This window comes from Flavobacterium potami, assembly GCF_020026915.1.
Classification (GTDB): Bacteria; Bacteroidota; Bacteroidia; order Flavobacteriales; family Flavobacteriaceae; genus Flavobacterium; species Flavobacterium potami.
The window spans coordinates 107,747-127,210 of sequence record NZ_JAINUY010000004.1 but is presented as its reverse complement, the minus strand read 5'-3'; the positions used below and the strand labels follow the sequence as shown (position 1 = coordinate 127,210).

Here is a 19,464-nt window from a genome sequence, read left to right as displayed (position 1 = left end):
AATCTAAGCACTTTTGGTTATTCAAAAAGCAAAAAGCGCGAATCAATTACAAATAATAATCGGTTCGCGCTTTTTTATTTTAAAAAGAATGATTTTTATTCTTTCGTTTCTTCAACTTGAATTGTTGGAGGTACTTCTGGCGGAGTATCTTCACCTTTTAAATACGTTGGTAAATTTAATCCTGCCATATTGAATAAATCGTTTAATGGTGGAACTGTCTTCATCATTCCAGAAACAAAGTTGGCTGTCGAACCATTTTCGCCTTGACCGTTTCCAGAATCCCAAACCGTGATTTTGTCAATTTTAATATTTTTAACGGCTTCAACTTGAGTTTTAACCAATTCAGGAAGTTTCTCCAATAATAAAAGTTGAAATGCTTTGCTAGGATCTCCGCCTGCTGCAGCCACAACATCTTTGTAACCTTCTGCTTGTTTGGTTAAGATTTCAAAAAGACCTTTTGCTTCTGCTTCCATTTTAGCGAAAATGGCATCAGCTTCTCCTTTTGCGTTTTCTCTGATGGTTTCCGCAGCAGCTTGTGCTTCGATAATCGCTCTTTGTTTGGCAATTTCGGCAGGAACTACAATATTCGCAATTTGAGTAGAACGTTCTCTTTCAGAACGCGCCAACTCAGCTTTTTGTTCTGCAAGATAAGATTCTTCTAATGCTTTTGCTTGTTGTACTTTTTCGGCTGCTATTGCAATACGCAAAGATTCTGCTTCTCTTTCTCTACGAATAGCTTCAGAATTTGCAATGGCAATTTTCGCTTCGTTTTCTCCTTGAATCGCAATTGCATTGGCTTCAGAGGTTTTTACCCTTGTATCTCTTTCAGCTTCGGCTTTACCAATGGTTTCATCTTTAGAAGCTGTTGCAATACTAATTTCTTTATCTTTTTGAGTAATGGCGATTTTTACATCACGATCTCTGTGCGTTTCTGCAATTTGAGTATCTTTTTCTCTATCGGCAAGAGCTTTACCAATTTCCCCGATTTTTTCCTGTTCGGCAACACTAATTTTTGCTTCGTTGATGGCTTTTGCAGCAGCTTCTTTTCCTAAAGCTTCGATATAACCAGATTCGTCTCTAATATCGGTAACGTTTACGTTGATTAACTTCAAACCAATCTTTTTCAATTCACTATCAACGTTTTTAGAAATATTATCCAAAAATTTATCACGGTCCGAGTTGATTTCTTCAATAGTCATGGTAGCAATAACCAAACGCAACTGACCAAATAAAATATCTTTTGCCAATTCCTGAACTTGTTCTGATGATAAACCTAACAATCTTTCAGCAGCCGTATTCATACTGTCAGATTCTGTAGAAATCGCAATGGTAAATCGACAAGGAACATCAACTCGAATGTTCTGACGGCTTAAAGCATTTGTTAAATTGGCTTCGATAGAAAGCGGTTTTAAATCCAGAAAAGAGTAATCCTGAATAACGGGCCAGATGAAAGCACCTCCACCATGTACACAACGTGCTGAGGTTCCGCCGGTGCGACCGTAAATAACTAAAATTTTATCTGAAGGACATCGTTTGTACCTCGAGATTAATGCCGAAATGGTTACGAATAGAACGATTGCCGCAACTGCAATCAAAATAATTGGGTTCATTATCATTGTATTTATGTTATATGGTTTCTACGATTAAAATATTGTTTTCGATTTTGATGACTTTTACTGCACTTCCAGAAGGAATTCTTTCCTTTTCTGTCATGGCTTCCAATTCATGAAAAGCGCCATTAACACTGATCATAATTTTGCCTTTTCCGGTTTTGTTTTCTGGAATGGTCAGGTAAACTTTGGCAGTTTTATCGAGTGTATTGGTGATTTTAAAAGAATTGTCTTCGGCTAGTTTTTGCACTTGTTTGATGACAAAGAAAAACAAAAGCACAAACAAAACTCCAACAACAAAAGCGAGCGTAATTAGAAACCAAGGTTTTTCGCCAATCGTAGAATAAAATGATATTCCGGTCCAGCTAAAACCTAAAAGAAAGTTGATTAGGTTTCTTAAAGAGAACCATTGAAAATCGCCTCCATCATGAAGATGTGCATCAAAATCGGTGTCGAAACCATCGGCAATGTCAAGACCCGAAAAGGTAATAATGGTTTGAATAAGAAAAATCAAACTTGTTGGAATCGCGATGTACCAAAAAGATTTAAGCAACGTAGGTAAACTTTCTAATAGCTCCATAATTTTCAGTTTTTCGAATAACTTCTGGCGCTAATATCTCATTTTTTTTGTAAGAAAACTAATTTCGATGAAAAATGTATTTACAGCTATTTGTAGAATGAAAAAAGCGTGAATCAATTGAGAAATTCAATCGATTCACGCTTAATATTTGTAATGTCTAAAATCTTAGTTTACAGTCGCTCCATTTGGTGCATCAGCATCTGGATTTACGAAAACTAATTTTCCTTCAGCATTTGTTGTCATTAAAATCATACCTTGACTTTCAACACCTCGTAAAGCTCTTGGAGCTAAGTTCGCTAATACAGAAACTCGTTTTCCGATAATTTCTTCTGGAGAAAAACTTTCAGCAATTCCCGAAACAATGGTACGAACATCGATTCCTGTATCTACTTTAAGCACTAAAAGTTTGTTTGCTTTTGGCATTTTTTCAGCTTCCAAAATAGTTCCGATACGAATATCCATTTTCGCGAAATCCTCAAACTGAATTAAATCTTTTTGTGGTTCAGCTTGTTTGTTTTCAGCCAAATTAGCTGTTTTTGTTGCTTCCAATTTATCTATTTGTTTTTGTATTTCTTCGTCTTCGATTTTAGCAAAAAGCAATTCTGCTTCACCAATTTTATGTCCTGCTGGCAATAGATCTGAATGCTCAGAAATATCATTCCAACCTAATGTTTTATCCAAAAATACATCTGTAGCTCCTGGATGATTTTCTTTCAAGAATTTGCTGAATCCTTTAAAGTGTTCTTTCAAATCACCTAAATTCAAGATTCTTGATAATTTAGCCGCTGTAAACGGTAAAAATGGCTCAGCCAAAACGCTCAACGCAGCAGCAATTTGCAACGCTACATACATTTGAGTTTTTACACGCTCTGGATTGTCTTTCATCACTTTCCAAGGCTCTTCGTCTGCCAAGTATTTATTTCCTAAACGAGCCACATTCATCAATTCGCCCAAAGCTTCACGGAATCTGTAACGCTCAACCGAACTTGCAATAACAGCTGGATAAGCTTTTAATTCGTTTAAAGTAGCCTCGTCAATTTCACTAAATTCGTTTGGAGTTGGGATTACACCATCATAATATTTGTTGGTCAAAACCACAACACGATTCACGAAGTTTCCGAAAACGGCAACCAATTCGTTGTTATTTCTAGCTTGGAAATCTTTCCAAGTAAAATCGTTGTCTTTTGTTTCAGGCGCATTTGATGTTAAAGCGTAACGTAAAACATCTTGTTTGTCTGGAAATTCCTCTAAATATTCGTGCAACCAAACCGCCCAATTTTTAGAAGTCGAAAGTTTATTTCCTTCCAAATTCAAGAACTCATTTGCTGGAACGTTGTCTGGCAGAATATAACTTCCTTCAGCTTTAAGCATTGCTGGGAAAATGATGCAGTGGAAAACAATATTATCTTTTCCGATAAAGTGAACCAATTTCGTTTCTTCGTCTTTCCAATATGGTTCCCAATCTTTTCCTTCGCGAGCAGCCCATTCTTTTGTAGAAGAAATGTATCCAATTGGCGCATCAAACCAAACGTAAAGTTTTTTGCCTTCGGCACCTTCAACAGGAACATCAATTCCCCAATCTAAGTCACGTGTTACTGCACGAGGTTCTAATCCTGCATCGATCCAAGATTTTACTTGTCCGTAAACGTTCGTTTTCCAGTCACTTTTATGGCCTTCTAAAATCCATTTAGTTAAGAAATCTGTATATCTGTCTAAAGGTAAAAACCAGTGTTTTGTTTCTTTAAGAATAGGAGTTTCTCCTGTAATAGTCGATTTTGGATTGATCAAATCGGTCGCGTTCAACGTAGAGCCACATTTTTCACACTGATCTCCGTAAGCTTCCGGATTATCACATTTCGGGCAAGTACCCACAACAAAACGGTCTGCCAAAAACTGATTTGCTTTTGCATCGTATAATTGTTCGGTTACTTCTTCGATAAAATCACCTTTATCATATAATGTTCTAAAGAATTCCGAAGCCGTATCGTGATGGATTTTTGCCGAAGTTCTAGAATAATTGTTAAATGAAATTCCGAAATCTGAGAACGATTTGCGAATAATTCCATCATATTTATCAATAACTTCCTGTGGTGTAACTCCTTCTTTTTTGGCTTTCATAGAGATCGCAACCCCGTGTTCATCGCTTCCGCAAATAAATGCTACATCTTTTCCTTGCAATCTTAAATATCTCGAATATATATCTGCAGGCACATAAACTCCCGCCAAGTGACCAATATGAATAGGTCCGTTGGTGTAAGGCAATGCCGCCGTGATCGTATATCTCTTTGGATTCTGTGTCATTATATGAATTTTAGAGTGCAAAAATAAGCAATAGAATTGAGATTTCATTATTACGCAGAGATGCACGGAGGATTTTTCGCTGAGATTCGCAAAGATTTTTTTTGAAAGAAGTGAAAATTAATCTCGCAAAGGAACATAGACGTAGCGTTTTTTTCCTTAGTATGTCATTTCGAGGAACGAGAAATCGCACTCGCTAATCGACAAAGATTGGTGAATTTCTTTACGGATTTTCTAGTGTGATTTCTCGTTCCTCGAAATGACAAACTGTGCGGTAAATTATTGGCTTAAAATAAAACTTTGCGACCTTGCGTCTTTGCGAGAACTATAAAAATCCTTAGCGCATCTCCGCGTAATAACCCAACAAAATTCTCCTTCACAAAAACATTATGGTCTTTTTGACTATATTTGAAAAAAATATCAAAAACATGAAAAAAATATATCTAACCTTTTTAGTATTGTTTACGTATTGTGGTTATTCTCAATCGCAATCAGCAGAAAGTCTAAAACAAGGACAATATTCTAATCCGATTTTTGCGGGCGATTATCCAGATCCGAGTTTGTTGCGTGATGGAAAAGATTATTATGTGGTGCATTCTTCGTTCGATTATTATCCTGGACTTTTAATTTGGCATTCGACCGATTTAATGAATTGGCAACCTGTAACCAATGCGCTTCATAAATATGTTGGAGCCGTTTGGGCGCCCGATTTAATCAAATACAACAACAAATATTACATCTATTTTCCTGCCAATAATACCAATTTTGTCGTAACAGCCGATTCTATAAATGGTCCGTGGAGTGAGCCTGTAGATTTGAAAATCGGAAATATTGATCCGGGACACGTGACAGATGATAAAGGAAATCGCTTTTTATATTTCAGCAATGGCGGTTATGTAGCGTTATCAAAAGACGGACTTTCGGTAACAAGTGAATTAAAACATGTTTACGATGGTTGGAAAATTCCGCGTGAATGGAGCATTGAATGTTTTTGTATGGAAGGGCCGAAATTGTTCAAACGCGGAGAATATTATTATTTGACAGTTGCCGAAGGCGGAACCGCAGGACCAGCGACAAGTCATATGGTAATTTCGGCAAGATCAAAATCGCCTTTTGGCCCTTGGGAGAACTCGCCACATAATCCGATTGTGAGAACCAATAGCAGTTCTGAAACTTGGTGGTCAAAAGGGCACAGCACCGTTTTTGAAGATGCAAACGGAAAATGGTGGATGATTTTTCACGGTTACGAAAAAGATTATTACAATTTAGGACGCCAAACTTTATTGCAACCTGTTGAATGGACAAAAGATGGTTGGTACAAAATTCCTGATAACATACAGACCGATAAACCCATTGCAAAACCAAAAGGCAAAACGCTTCCTGAATTTTCTTTGAGTGACAATTTCGGAGGTTCGGCCCTTAAACCACAATGGAAATTTTATAATGGAGTAGAAGCTTCAAGATTTAAAGTAGCCAACAACACATTAACAATTGAAGGAGAAGGCGATGGAGTAGGAAACAGTTCTCCACTTGTTGTAGTTCCAGGCGGACATTCGTACTCTGCTGAGGTTGAAATGGAAATTAAAGGCAATGCCATAGGCGGATTAACGCTTTTTTACGATAATAAATATTACTCAGGAATATTAGCCGATCAGAACAATATTTTGGCAAATTTGAGAGGGTGGCAATTTCCAACAGAGAAAAATACGCATAAACGAAAAGTCTTTCTTAAACTAAAAAATATCAAAAATACGGTTGATATGTTCTACAGCCTTGATGGAAAAGATTGGAAGAAAATCGAAAACTCGGTAGAAGTTTCAGGATACAATCATAATGTTTTGAGTGGTTTCTTGGGATTAAGAATTGGTCTTTGTTCTATTGGAAAAGGAAGTGTAAAGTTTAAAAACTTTGTTTATAAGACGCTTTAGGTTTTTTGCCGCTAAGACGCTAAGGCACGAAGATTTTTGTTCTAGTTTGTCATTTCGACGGAGGAGAAATCGCACTCGTTAATCGACAAAGATTGGTGAATTTCTTTACGGAATTTCTAGTGTGATTTCTCGTTCCTCGAAATGACAAACCCATGGTTAATGTTTAGCTTAAAACAAAATATTTTGCGACTCTGCGCCTTTGCGAGATTACTTTAACTTTTAATGTAGAAAAAAACTTTGCGCCTTAGTGCCTTCGTGGCAAAACTCAAATAAAATAGAACCAGTTTAAACTACGTTTCGAGCTTATAAATGACAATATATTTCGCAATCTTTGCAGCCGAAAAAAACAAAATTTATGAGCAAGACTAAATTAATCATCAATAAAAACGGTTCTATCAAGATCGAAGGAGATTTTGAAATCATGGATCCAGAAGGAGCACTTTACGGTTTACAAGGAAGATCTGCACTAGGTCTTTGCCGTTGTGGATTGTCTAAAAACAAACCATTCTGCGATGGAGGACACAGAAACAACTTCGAACACGATTCTGTTGCATTCGATTTACCACCAATGAAAACGAACTAAGAAGTTTTCTAGTTTTAAATAATTTAAACCGTATTCTGCCAGATGCGGTTTTTTTATTTTAATATTTTATAAAAAAGTTAAAAATTGAGACATAAATCTTTCATTTTGAATTAATTCAACTAATTTTAAACCATCAAAAACAAAGTTGTCATTTATGATGTTTAAAAGATTTTCGATAGGATTATTTTTTCTTTTTCTAATGAATGAAGGAATTGCTCAAAATAAGATCAATCTTTTTTCTGAGATCAATTATAATTCGATTCCGGCTGTTAATTTAAACGAATACAAATCGGTTCAGGATCGTGATAATCGAATTCAGAATCCGAATATTGCTTTGGGAGTCGGAATTTCTGGTGGTGGATCGCGGGCACAGTTTTTCAGTATGGGCGTTCTTTTGGGTTTGGAAGACGTTAAGGAAGACAATGCGAATCGTAATTTTCTGAATGAAATTGATTATTTCTCTACCGTTTCTGGAGGTTGCTATTCTGCGGGATATTATTTGACGATTCTGAAAAACAAATTGCAATATGATAATTGTTCCTTTAACGAATTTTACTTTTCAAAGGCAGATGCTTTTAAATCGGATGTCAATAAATCGGCAACACTTTTTTCGCTCTTAAATAATAGTCGAAACGAAAAAGGAGAGAAAGTTTCTATGGCGCAGCGCTTAGATTTGGAAGTACTGCAATACGACAGCACAAATCCAGAAAATCAGAATAAATTTAAAACTCAAATGTTATTATCTGATTTTTTTATTCCGAAAGACAGCAAACTCAATCCGCAATTGCCGATTATGGTAGCCAACGGAACGGCTTATAACAATGGAGAACGTTTTCCGTTTATGCCGCATATTATTCGTGCTCTGAAAATCAATTCGTCTTTGGCTCCCAATAAAGCGTCTCTTCCGCTTGACGGAAATCAAATTAATAATGGTTACGACTTTCCGCTTACTTATGCTATTACGGCAAGTTCTGCTTTTCCAGGGGTTCTTCCTAAAACCAAATTCGGAATCAAAAACCAAGATAAGATTTTATGTGTAATTGATGGTGGTGCATCTGATAATATGGGGTATGAAACGTTGATTGAATTGCTTCACAATGATTCAAAAGTGAAAGACAAAAATAAAAAAGCGCTTTTTATTGATTGTTTGGGACAAGGAAAAAAGGCTCCTTTTATAAATGATGAGAAAATAAGATTGCTTTCTTTGCTGGAAACGGCTTCTTTATATACGGTTCAGACCCGATATATGACTTTTGAAAAAGATGTCGAAAATATTTTGGATCGCTATAAAATTCCAACTTCAAATTATCAGATTATCGGTTTCACGACTTTACGTGATCAATTATTGAAATTGAAGAAAGATCAAGCATATGAAGATTTGGTAACGCAATTAAAAAATACCGATGACGAAGCGGCAAGCTGGTTAAAACTTCATGATGATTTTAAAGCCAATCTGATTGAAAAGTTTGGTGTTGAACGTTTTAAAAAAGATAAAATTGGCGAACCTTTGCTCTCTAGTTTAGACAAAGAAACTTTTAAGGATTTCGGAGCCAGCGAACTTCTGATGCTGTATGAATATGCATCACATGTAGAAACGAAACTAAAAATAACGCCCGAAGAAAAAGAAATGTTATTACTTTCCGGCCGTTTTGCAGCATATCTAAAAACAGACGAACTGAAAGCTTTGTTGACGGAGAATAAGGGATTGTAAAAACGATTTGACTATTGTTCAAAAACAATTTTTTTGTCTGTTTTTGCTATTTTGATAATGTCGTACGGTCTCGATTTTTTAGTAGAAGAATTACCGTTTTTTAGCTTTTCGACTTTTACAATTATCGTGTTTCGGTTTTCATTTAGTGAAATAATGTCTATAGAATGTCCGCTGTTGTTCTGGTTTTTGTCGATAACAGCAATAACCTGAAACGTACTAAAATCAATGTTGGTTTCTTTTAGATTTTTAGACAAATTGCCAGCAGTATTCATTTCTTTTTTAAGGTTGTTCCAGGATTTTATGTCGTTAATAACCAAATGTCTTTGAGCTGTGCTTTTATCAGTAGGAAAAGAATCTCCTTTTCCAATTACTGAAAATTGCACATCAGATTGTGGTAAATCATCTTTATCACAGCTTGTTAAAAAAACAAGCAGAATGCTGAAAATTAAGTAAATCTGTCTCATGAGTTCTGGTTTTGGTGTCGAACTTTTGCAAGTTCTTTTATTAAAAAGATGTGATTCTTTTTAAAAGGTTGCGTTAAATAGGAAGGTTATTTCCAATTTAATCTAAAGATAACGAAAGTTTTGATTAAAAATTGTACTGAATATCTTTAAAAACAATAAAAATTTCAATCTATTTCTTTAGACCTTTACTTATTCAATATTTCTATCATTACAATTCAAATCCAAATCAGACAAATTAGGCTTTAATTCTCTAAAATTTCTTTTTTGTTTAATTTAGAGATGTCTATAATTCGCTCAAACATTTTTCTAAATTCAGTAAGACCTCTATTTTTTGTTTCTGACTCAGGATTCCAAAAACTATAGCTTTTATTTTTTCCTTTCGAACCAAATTCTATTTCCCACGTACTTCCGTCATTGCCTACGATATATGCTTTATCGATATTTATTTGATCAAAAGACCTTGCGGTTTCAGCAAAATCTTCAAAGGTTTTTGTATTGATGTTAAAACGTTTGTCAATATTGCTGTATTTCCATTTTGGTTGGTCAAACAAAGGTCGAGATTGAACAATAACTTTTGCGCTGTCGTTATTTTTTAAGACATATATTGTGACTTTATTATAGGGAATTTTTAATCCACCCTGATAAGAGAATGTAATTTCATCAATTTGATATTTCTCAATTTCTTTTTTTTGACAACTTGATAACACAATGAGTAATAATGCTATGAGGAAAAACGACTTATACATATAATAAGAGTAAAAGGATTGTGTAATCCAAAGATATTTTTTGTGAATCAATTATAAAAGTAATTTTATATCAATTATTTCCCTCAACTTTGCAAAACTATCATTTAAACAGAAAATCAAATGGAATTCGGTAGAATCATTATTTCAGAAACAGCGGCAAACAGCGAAAATCCACAAGATGTTGTGAATTCGAATATTTCAGTAATCAATTTAATGCGCGAAGAAAAAATAGACGACGATCTGATTCACGAAGATGCTTTGATGAGTTATTATCTCGATTTTTATGCCTCAAAATATACAGAAGGAAACTTTTCGAAATTTGTATACGATTCAGGCTGGAATAAAGAACTGAACGAATTAATCGAAGAAGGTTTGGCATTAATCGGTGCCGAAAAACATTTGGAGTTATTTAAGGAACAATGTCGAAAACTGCGTTTGCAGAGTAACATTAAATTAGGGAAATTTCTAAAAGAAAAATTTGATGTTCCAAGTGCATTCCGTGATGTGTTAAATAACAATGCCTATTTTGAATTGGATGAAAATTTGGTTGAATTGAATGCGGCATTTCTAAAATCGCATCCTGACACAGAAGTACTTTCGGTTGAAGAAATGTTTGCCGCTATAGAAGAGTTTGTCGGACATGAAATTAAAAGAGACTAAATTGTTTTGGTAATAACAAAACTGTATTTTAGTTGCAAATAAGTAATGTTTTTAAGAATACGGTTTCGAAACTTTAATTTTTCTAGTAGTATTTGTAAGAAAATTATATATTTGAAGCGCCCAAAAATTTCAAACCAAATCTAGCCTATGAAAAAAACTATACTTTTAAGTGCCGTTTTGATGTTTTTGCTTTCTTGCGGAAATAACGAAAAAATCAAAAACGAAACAGACTTTCAAAATCAGGATTTGTTTTCGCAGACAAAAACAGGTTTGAAAAAGCCTTTCAAAAAACTGGTTTTCAAAAAACTGGAAGACATTTCAGATTCAGAAGAATTGAATTTGGAATTGCTTTCAAAAGTAGCCTCCAATCTTAAAATCAAATATTCTACAATTAGAATTAGGGAAACTAGTTCTATCAATTACGATGATAAAACCACTTTTTTTGTCCTAACTACGGTTGAAAAAAATAAAAAAATACTCAAATCTGAAGAAGAAGGAGAAGTTGGGAATTATTTTCAACGTAAATATTTGTTTGTAAATAGAGAAGACGGAAGTGTAATTGCAGAAGAGTTTGATAATAATTTAGGTTATTATGATAACGAAGCAATTCGTTTTTCTAAATCGCATATTCTCAAAGATTTGGTATATTTAAACGAAACCACTCCGGCAGTTGCTTTTTATACAGAGGCAAGTGCAAGTAGCAGAATCGTCTTGTACTCGGAACAGAAATTTACTTTGCTGACTTTGGATAATAATGAAATTAAAAAAGTCTTATACGAATATCCAATTTTCTTAACCAACGGCGATTCTAACGGAAGCGGAACTTTCCAAATCGAGACTTTAGAAACCGGAATGAGTTTTGGAGATCAAAAAACAAACGGTTATTACGATTTAATTGTGACTAAAAATTTCTCTTACGAAGAAGCAGTCGAAAGTGATCCAGAAAATGGTATAGAGGAACACAGCAATCTTAAAACTAAAAAAGAAGCCGAAAAGCTAAAGTATAATGGCAAAGAATATGCTTTTCACCGTGATGACAGACATCGTTTCTTGGAGTAATTTTTTTGCGAATTTCAAATCATAACAAAAGCACTTTTTGAGTGCTTTTGCTGTTTGTAAGAGTTTTAAGTTTTCCTTTAAAACTTTGTCCTTATGTTAACAAACATTTCATTAAATTTGCTTCCGTTATAAAAATAGAATAGTTATAAAAAACAAGCTATGTTACAAATTGCATTTATTAGAGACAATCAAGAGAAAGTAATCAAAGCTTTAGCAAAACGAAATATCGATGCTAAAAGCGTTGTTGAAGAAGTGGTTCAATTAGACGAAAACCGTCGTGCTGCACAAGTAGAATTAGACAATACTTTATCAGAATCTAATAAATTGTCCAAAGATATTGGTGAATTGATGAAAGCTGGTGAGAAAGCTAAAGCAGCAATCTTAAAAGAAAAAACAGTTTCACTAAAAGAAAAAAGTAAAGAACTGAGCGAAAAAGCAGAAGCTTTGGCTGTTGAGTTAACCAATAAATTATACACTTTACCAAACCTTCCGGCTGATATTGTTCCTGAAGGAAAAACTCCAGACGATAACTTAAATGTTTTTCAGGAAGGAGATATTCCAGTTTTACACGAAGGCGCACAACCACACTGGGAATTGGTAAAGAAATACGATATCATTGATTTTGAATTAGGTGTAAAAATCACCGGAGCAGGATTTCCTGTTTATAAAGGAAAAGGAGCAAGACTTCAACGTGCTTTGATCAACTACTTTTTAGACAAAAATACCGCTGCAGGATACAACGAAGTTCAGGTTCCGCATTTGGTAAACGAAGCTTCTGGTTTTGGAACAGGTCAATTGCCAGACAAAGAAGGACAAATGTATCATTCTACAATTGATGATTTGTATTTGATTCCAACGGCTGAGGTTCCAGTTACGAATTTATTCCGTGATGTTATTTTAAACGAAAGTGATCTTCCGGTTTTACATACAGCGTATACACCATGTTTCCGTCGTGAAGCAGGTTCTTACGGAGCACACGTTCGTGGATTAAACCGTTTGCATCAATTTGACAAAGTAGAAATTGTTCGTGTCGAGCATCCAGATAATTCTTATGCGGCGCTTGACGGAATGGTAGAACACGTAAAAGAAATTCTTCAGGAATTGAAATTACCATATAGAGTTTTACGTCTTTGTGGAGGCGATATGGGATTCACATCTGCTTTGACTTATGATTTTGAAGTGTTTTCTACTGCACAAGATCGTTGGTTAGAGATTAGTTCTGTTTCTAACTTTGAAACTTTCCAGGCAAACCGCTTGAAATTACGTTTCAAAGACAAAGACGGAAAAAATCAATTGGCTCATACACTTAACGGAAGTTCATTGGCGCTTCCACGTGTTTTAGCTGGAATTATTGAAAACTACCAAACTCCAGAAGGTATCGTAATACCAGAGGTTTTACGTCCTTACTGCGGATTTGATATTATAAACTAGTTTTTAGTTTACAGTCACAGTCTCAGTTTACAGTTTCGGCTGCTAACTGAGACTGAAAACTGAAAACTGAGACTGAAAACTGAGACTACATGAAAAACGGTATCTTAAACTGGAACGTTGATCCCGTTATATTCTGGATTACAGATAGTTTTCCTCTTAAATATTACGGAGCTCTTTTTGCCTGCGGACTTCTACTTGGCTTTTACATTGTCAGAAACATTTACAAAAAAGAAAATCTTTCTTTAGACAATCTCGATTCTTTACTTATTTATGTCATCGTCGGAACCGTTTTAGGTGCCAGACTTGGGCATTGTTTCTTTTACGAACCTGATTATTTCTTCAAACATCCGATAGAAATTCTTTTACCAATTCAAAAAATAAAAGGAGTTTATCAATTTGTGGGTTATCAAGGTTTGGCAAGTCACGGAGGTTCAATCGGAGTAATTACGGCAATGATCTTATATTGTCGAAAATATAAAGTACAATTCTTAGGACTTTTGGATAAAATGGCGGTCGCAGTTCCTGTAACAGGCGCTTTTATCAGAATGGGGAATTTTATGAATTCTGAAATCTACGGAAAACCAACCAACGGAAATTGGGGAGTTGTTTTTCAAAGAGACGATTTGATTCCGAGACATCCAACACAATTGTATGAAGCTTTTGCTTATTTGTTGATTTTTGGAATCCTGCTTTACATGTACAAATCAGAAAAAATCAGAAATGCGCAGGGATTAATCTTTGGAACTTTCTTAACTTTATTATTTACAGCTCGTTTTATAATTGAATTTTTCAAAGAAAATCAAGAAGCTTTCGAGAATAATATGCTGATTAATATGGGACAGATTCTGAGTATTCCGTTTATTTTAATCGGTTTAGGTTTGATTTTTTGGAAAAGTAAAAAGAGTCACAGTTTACAGTAATTGAAAAAGTCGCAGTTTACAGTCGCAGTTTACAGTTTGTGATGCCGAAAACTGCAACCGCGACTTGAAACTTAAAAAAGTCTCAGTTTACAGTGACAGTTTACAGTTTGGAGACTGAAAACTGCGACCGCAACTGAAAACTTTACAGTAACAGTTTGTAAACTGAGACTGCGACTGAGACTGAGAGCTGCGACTGAAAACTGAGACTGAGACTGAAAACTAAAAAATATGAAAGACATTCTAATCTGTATCGTTTTACTATACTCTGGTTTTGCATTTGGTCAAAACGAGCAGCTGGCTCAATATTATTATGATAAAGGAGATTTTGATAAAGCTAAAATCAGTTACGAAGAACTTTTAAAAGCTGCTCCTTCCAATACACAATATTTTTTGCGAACTGTAGATTGTTACCAGCAATTGCAACAATTTGCGAATGCAGAAAAAGCCATTCAGGATCGTTACAATCGTTACAAACAAGGCGTTTTTTTAGTTGAATTAGGTTATAATTTTCAATTGCAAAAAAATGATTCAAAAGCTAAAAACTACTACGAACAAGCAATCGAAAAAATAAAAACAAGTCCGAACGATGTTTACGGAATTGCGAGTTCATTTGAGAAAAAAGTATTGTTGGAATATGCTTTAAAAGCCTATCAAACAGCGATGCAGATTCAGCCGAATTTCAATTTCAATTTTCAGATCGGAATGTTGTACGGTCAATTAGGGAAAACCGATCAGATGATCGATTTATTATTGACAGAATCTTTCAACAATCCGCAAAACACGAATTTGATTCAGACACAATTGTCTCGTTTTATGAATGGTGAAACAGATAATACCGCTTTTAAAGATGCCATGCGAAAAGCATTAATCTTAAAAACCCAAAAAGATCAAGATGTTTTCTGGAATCATTATTTGAGTTGGTTTTATGTACAGCAAAAAGAATTTGGAAAGGCATTTATTCAGGAAAAAGCAATTTACAAACGTGAGCCAGAATCTTTATTGAGCATTGTTAATTTGAGTCAGTTTGCAATGAATGAAGAGGATGATGAAACAGCTATCGAAATTCTGACTTTCATTCTTCAAAACACGAAAGATCTGGATTTATTGATACAGTCGAATGCGAATTTAATGCAGATCAAAATCAATAATGCACAAGAAAAAGATTATCCGGTAATCGATCAGGAATTAAAGCAATTGCTGGCAACTTACGAAATCAATCCTTTTACCTTATCTTTGCAGCTGATTCAAGCTCATTTTCTGGCTTTTAATTTAAAGAAGACAGAAGAAGGAAAGGCAGTAGTCAAAAAGGCGTTAGAATTGAATTTAAACGAATATCAAAAAGCCGATGCCAAAATGGAATTGGCCGATATTTTGCTTTTGGAAGAAAAGTACAATCAGGCATTGATTTATTATTCGCAGATTCAATTGGATTTAAAGAATGATGTTATGGCGCACGAAGCCAGTTTGAAAGCAGCCAAAACAAGTTATTACAAAGGCGATTTTGAATGGGCGAACAAACAATTCAAAGAATTAAAAGCAGCCAATACACAATTAATTGCAAACGACGCTCTTGAATATTTTCTTTTAATTAATGATAATACGGCAGCAGATTCGACTCAAGTTGCTTTAAAACAATTTGCAAAAGGAGATTTCTTAATTTATCAGAATAAAAAACAAGAAGCGATAACGCAGTTTCAGAATATTTTAAAAACCTACAAAGGACAAGAAATTGAAGCGGTAACATTACTTCGTTTGGGAAAGGTTTACGAAAGTCAGAAGGATTATGTTTCGGCTTTAAGCCAATACCAACAAATAATTGACAATCACAGTGACGGAATTTATGTTGATGAAGCATTGTTTTTCTCAGCTGAAATTTACAACGACGAACTAAAAGATCCAGAAAAAGCAAAGCCTTTATATGAAAAGGTAATTTTTAACCATCAAGACAGTATTTACTTTGTCGATGCCAGAAAAAAATACCGAGAATTGAGAGGAGATAAGAATTTGTAATTCTGTTTAAGCGGTTAATCGATTAACCGTTTAACCGAATAAACGATTAAACAAGAAAAAATGATTATTTACAACGTTACCACCAATATACACGAAAGCGTCCACGAAAAATGGTTGAAATGGATGCAGGAAAAACACATACCAGAAATTTTAGCAACTCAGAAATTTTCCTCGGCAAGAATTGTAAAAGTTCTGGTTGAAGAAGAAATGGGCGGCATTACTTATTCTGTACAATATGTAACAGATAGCAAAGAAACTTTGGATAAGTTTTATATCGAAGACGAACCAGAATTTCACAGAGAAGCTTTGAGTTTGTTTGCAGATAAAATGCTTTCTTTCAGAACAGAATTGGAAGTGATTTCAGAACATTAATTTTTTAATTTGAAGCAACTATAATTTGCCTGAAATAACAGTTTTCTAAGATATAATAATATTAAAGATTAAAATTAACAGGTCTATCTGCTTAATAGCTAAAAAAAGTATATTTGCAAAAAATTAATTTTTAATAAATTGTATTTGTCCACTCATCTTTTTTATGAAAAAACTACAAATTAAACTCGTCTTATTTCTAATGCTAAGTCTGAATGTTTGTTGTCAAAGTAATAAAGAGGGGCAGAATGATGAAGAAACAGCAAAATCGATTATTTTACAGCTGAATGAATTTAGGGAAATTGACAATACTTCGAAGGAAATTTTAAAGAATATTGTCTTTTCCAAATATCAAGTGTTGAAAGTAAAAAACGAAGAGTCGCCTAAATCATTTGGAGAAATGACAGGATTTGCAACACAGATTTATGATACGGGTAATGAAATTAATGAATACATTGACGAAATCAAATCAGAAATCTCAGAAGAAGATTGTTTTGTAACAAATGATACTGCACTTTATGATGCATTTGTAAAACAAAAATATACTGTTTTAAAAGGTAAAATAGATAAATTTTACAAACAAAATAAAATAATTACGTCTTCTCCTGGAGTTTATGCTTCTTTTAAAGCGGACAATGAAAAGCTATTTAACACGAATAAAACCTTCATCAATAAGGAAGGTAAAAGTGTAGATTTTTTAAACTATAAATTCGGTTACAAAGCCAACATTGGACTGTTGACAGGTTTAGAAAAAATTCAATTTGACGTTATTCATTTTCAATATATGTTCATGAATACGATTATAGGATCTGCTCATTAAAAATTGTATTAATATTTTGATAAAAGCAGAAAGCGAATAATGAATATGGAAAAAGTAAAAGCCAAAAAACATTTAGGACAGCACTTTCTTAAAGATGAAAGTATTGCAAAAGCCATTGCAGATACTTTGAGTATGAAAGGGTATGATGAGGTTTTAGAAATAGGACCAGGGATGGGTGTGCTTACTAAATATTTACTTGACAAACCAGTTGTGACTCGAGTAATCGAGATTGACACGGAATCTGTTGCGTATTTAGATGCTAATTATCCAAAGTTAAAAGACAAAATTATTTCAGAAGACTTCCTGAAATACAATATAAATCAAGTTTACGAAAATAAGCAGTTCGCTATTATTGGTAACTTTCCTTATAACATCTCTTCTCAAATTGTTTTTAGAACATTAGAATTTAGAGATCAGATTCCAGAATTTTCTGGAATGTTTCAAAAGGAAGTTGCAGAGCGCATCTGCGAGAAAAAAGGATCAAAAACATACGGAATTTTGTCTGTCTTGGCACAGGCTTTCTATGATACTGAGTATTTGTTTACTGTAGACGAAAATGTTTTTATTCCTCCGCCCAAGGTGAAATCGGGTGTGATGAAAATGACCCGAAAGGAAGATTACAGTCTTCCTTGTGGTGAAAAGTTGTTTTTTACGGTTGTAAAAACGGCTTTTCAGCAGAGACGAAAAACATTACGTAACAGTTTGAAAACATTAAATTTATCAGACCAATTGCGAGAAGACACTATCTTTGATAAACGTCCCGAGCAGTTAAGTGTCGATGAATTTATTGAACTAACTCAAAAAATAGAAGCCGATGGAGTTCAAAGTTAGTAAAGAATTTATACACCAGTTAGAAGAGCTAATCATTAGTAAAAACGACAATGAACTTGAAGTTTTATTGAATGATTTGCACCATGCCGATATAGCCGAAATTTTAGAAGAACTAGAATTCGACGAAGCTACTTATATCTTTAAGGTTTTAGATAGTGATAAAACAGCCGAAATTCTTCTGGAATTGGAAGAAGATCTACGTGAAAATATCTTAAGCCGACTTTCACCAAAAGAAATTGCGGAAGAGCTTGATGAGCTAGAAACCAATGACGCTGCCGATATTATTGCCGAACTTTCGCATGATATCAAAGCAGAAGTAATCTCGGAATTAGTAGACGTTGAACACGCCAAAGACATTGTTGATCTTTTGCGTTACGACGAGAACACGGCCGGTGGTTTGATGGGAAAAGAGTTGGTAAAAGTAAATGAAAACTGGAATGTTTTGACCTGTGTGAAGGAAATGCGAATTCAAGCAGAAAACGTTTCAAGAGTACATTCTATTTATGTTGTTGATGATGAAAACCGTTTAAAAGGAAGATTATCACTTAAAGATCTATTGACTTCGTCAACCAAAACACAAATTGGTGACGTTTATATCCGAAAATTAAATTTTGTAAAAGTTGATACAGAAGATATTGAGGTCGCTCGTATCATGCAGAAGTATGACTTAGAAGCAATTCCGGTTGTAGACGAATTAGGTCGTTTGGTTGGAAGAATTACCATTGACGACATCGTAGACGTAATCAAGGAAGAAGCCGATAAAGATTATCAGTTAGCAGCGGGTATTACCCAAGACGTTGAATCGAATGACAGCGTTTACGAATTGACAAAAGCGCGTTTACCTTGGCTTTTAATCGGAATGGTAATCGAAATTGTGGCTTCTTTTGTTTTAAAAGGAAACGAAAGTACCTTTCAAAAATATTCAACTTTAATCATTTTTGTGCCTTTGCTTTCTGCAACTGCAGGAAATATCGGAGTTCAGGCTTCGGCAATCGTGGTTCAAGGTTTGGCAAACGGAACTTTAAAAGAATTCAGTCGTGGTTATTTTACTAAAGAAATTACCGTTTCTATGATTTCTGGAAGTATAATTTCATTGCTTTTGTTAGGATATCATTCCATAATGTATCAGCAATATTTGGTCGGATTTGCGATTTCAATCTCCATGATTGTGGTGATTTTGTTTGCCGCAACTTTAGGAACTTTAGTGCCGCTCTTTCTTAACAAAAATAAAATAGACCCCGCAATTGCAACTGGTCCGTTTATCACGACAACCAACGATGTTTTTGGAATTATGCTCTACTTTGGAGTAGCAAACTTAATTCTTGGATTTTAGATTTTTGCCACAAATTAGCGGATTACAGTGATTTAAGATCTCTAAAATCTCCGTAATTTACAGGCGGAAAAAATGCTGTTTATCAGCCAGAAATAATTAAAGCCAACCAGA

The 19,464-nt window shown here is 34.4% G+C and carries 17 protein-coding genes; 12 read left to right on the top strand and 5 right to left on the bottom strand.

What is annotated here, in order from left to right:
- Positions 1–95 precede the first annotated feature (95 nt).
- From K6T82_RS12800 to metG, 3 genes are all read right to left on the bottom strand, one after another.
- Positions 96–1,610 carry a flotillin family protein gene (locus K6T82_RS12800; protein ID WP_223706268.1) on the bottom strand — a complete coding sequence of 505 codons (1,515 nt, stop codon included), beginning with the start codon at positions 1,608–1,610 and terminating at the stop codon, positions 96–98.
- A gap of 16 nt (positions 1,611–1,626) precedes the next feature.
- Positions 1,627–2,190 (bottom strand): NfeD family protein, encoded by a 564-nt coding sequence (locus K6T82_RS12795; protein ID WP_223706267.1) that lies wholly within the window; start codon positions 2,188–2,190, stop codon positions 1,627–1,629.
- 165 nt (positions 2,191–2,355) lie between these two features.
- On the bottom strand, positions 2,356–4,491 hold the full coding sequence (gene metG / locus K6T82_RS12790) for a methionine--tRNA ligase (protein WP_223706266.1): 2,136 nt from the start codon (positions 4,489–4,491) through the stop codon (positions 2,356–2,358).
- Positions 4,492–4,916: 425 nt separating this feature from the next.
- Between metG and K6T82_RS12785 the strand changes: the two genes are divergently transcribed.
- The 3 genes from K6T82_RS12785 (at position 4,917) to K6T82_RS12775 (ending at position 8,710) form a co-directional block, all read left to right on the top strand.
- Positions 4,917–6,416: a family 43 glycosylhydrolase gene (locus K6T82_RS12785; RefSeq protein ID WP_223706265.1), complete on the top strand. Its 1,500-nt coding sequence runs from the start codon at positions 4,917–4,919 to the stop codon at positions 6,414–6,416.
- A gap of 355 nt (positions 6,417–6,771) precedes the next feature.
- Positions 6,772–6,999 (top strand): CDGSH iron-sulfur domain-containing protein, encoded by a 228-nt coding sequence (locus K6T82_RS12780; protein WP_144216700.1) that lies wholly within the window; start codon positions 6,772–6,774, stop codon positions 6,997–6,999.
- A gap of 154 nt (positions 7,000–7,153) precedes the next feature.
- Positions 7,154–8,710, top strand: a complete 1,557-nt coding sequence (locus K6T82_RS12775) for a patatin-like phospholipase family protein (protein ID WP_223706264.1) — start codon at positions 7,154–7,156, stop codon at positions 8,708–8,710.
- Positions 8,711–8,721: 11 nt separating this feature from the next.
- Here the strand turns inward: K6T82_RS12775 and K6T82_RS12770 are convergent, their stop codons facing one another.
- Positions 8,722–9,174, bottom strand: a complete 453-nt coding sequence (locus K6T82_RS12770; RefSeq protein WP_223706263.1) for a protease complex subunit PrcB family protein — start codon at positions 9,172–9,174, stop codon at positions 8,722–8,724.
- Positions 9,175–9,416: 242 nt separating this feature from the next.
- The gene (locus K6T82_RS12765; RefSeq protein WP_223706262.1) at positions 9,417–9,971 is read right to left on the bottom strand and encodes a hypothetical protein; all 555 of its coding nucleotides are present in this window, start codon (positions 9,969–9,971) and stop codon (positions 9,417–9,419) included.
- 69 nt (positions 9,972–10,040) lie between these two features.
- Between K6T82_RS12765 and K6T82_RS12760 the strand changes: the two genes are divergently transcribed.
- The 9 genes from K6T82_RS12760 to mgtE all read left to right on the top strand — a co-directional run bounded on the left by K6T82_RS12760 (position 10,041) and on the right by mgtE (position 19,353).
- On the top strand, positions 10,041–10,580 hold the full coding sequence (locus K6T82_RS12760; protein ID WP_223706261.1) for a DMP19 family protein: 540 nt from the start codon (positions 10,041–10,043) through the stop codon (positions 10,578–10,580).
- Between the two features lie 147 nt (positions 10,581–10,727).
- On the top strand, positions 10,728–11,639 hold the full coding sequence (locus K6T82_RS12755; RefSeq protein ID WP_223706260.1) for a hypothetical protein: 912 nt from the start codon (positions 10,728–10,730) through the stop codon (positions 11,637–11,639).
- A gap of 159 nt (positions 11,640–11,798) precedes the next feature.
- The gene (gene serS / locus K6T82_RS12750; protein WP_223706259.1) at positions 11,799–13,070 is read left to right on the top strand and encodes a serine--tRNA ligase; all 1,272 of its coding nucleotides are present in this window, start codon (positions 11,799–11,801) and stop codon (positions 13,068–13,070) included.
- Between the two features lie 89 nt (positions 13,071–13,159).
- Positions 13,160–13,990: a prolipoprotein diacylglyceryl transferase gene (gene lgt, locus K6T82_RS12745; RefSeq protein ID WP_223706258.1), complete on the top strand. Its 831-nt coding sequence runs from the start codon at positions 13,160–13,162 to the stop codon at positions 13,988–13,990.
- A 228-nt stretch (positions 13,991–14,218) separates the two neighbouring features.
- Positions 14,219–16,000, top strand: a complete 1,782-nt coding sequence (locus tag K6T82_RS12740) for a tetratricopeptide repeat protein (protein WP_223706257.1) — start codon at positions 14,219–14,221, stop codon at positions 15,998–16,000.
- 60 nt (positions 16,001–16,060) lie between these two features.
- A complete protein-coding gene (locus K6T82_RS12735; protein ID WP_223706256.1) occupies positions 16,061–16,372 on the top strand; it encodes a DUF4286 family protein in 312 nt (103 codons plus the stop codon).
- 163 nt (positions 16,373–16,535) lie between these two features.
- Entirely contained in the window at positions 16,536–17,189 is a 654-nt protein-coding gene (locus tag K6T82_RS12730; RefSeq protein WP_223706255.1) for a hypothetical protein, read from the top strand.
- A gap of 45 nt (positions 17,190–17,234) precedes the next feature.
- On the top strand, positions 17,235–18,020 hold the full coding sequence (gene rsmA, locus K6T82_RS12725) for a 16S rRNA (adenine(1518)-N(6)/adenine(1519)-N(6))-dimethyltransferase RsmA (RefSeq protein WP_223707093.1): 786 nt from the start codon (positions 17,235–17,237) through the stop codon (positions 18,018–18,020).
- Positions 18,004–19,353 carry a magnesium transporter gene (mgtE, locus tag K6T82_RS12720; RefSeq protein ID WP_223706254.1) on the top strand — a complete coding sequence of 450 codons (1,350 nt, stop codon included), beginning with the start codon at positions 18,004–18,006 and terminating at the stop codon, positions 19,351–19,353. The genes rsmA and mgtE overlap by 17 nt, the downstream gene beginning before the upstream one ends.
- The last annotated feature ends 111 nt before the right edge of the window (positions 19,354–19,464 follow it).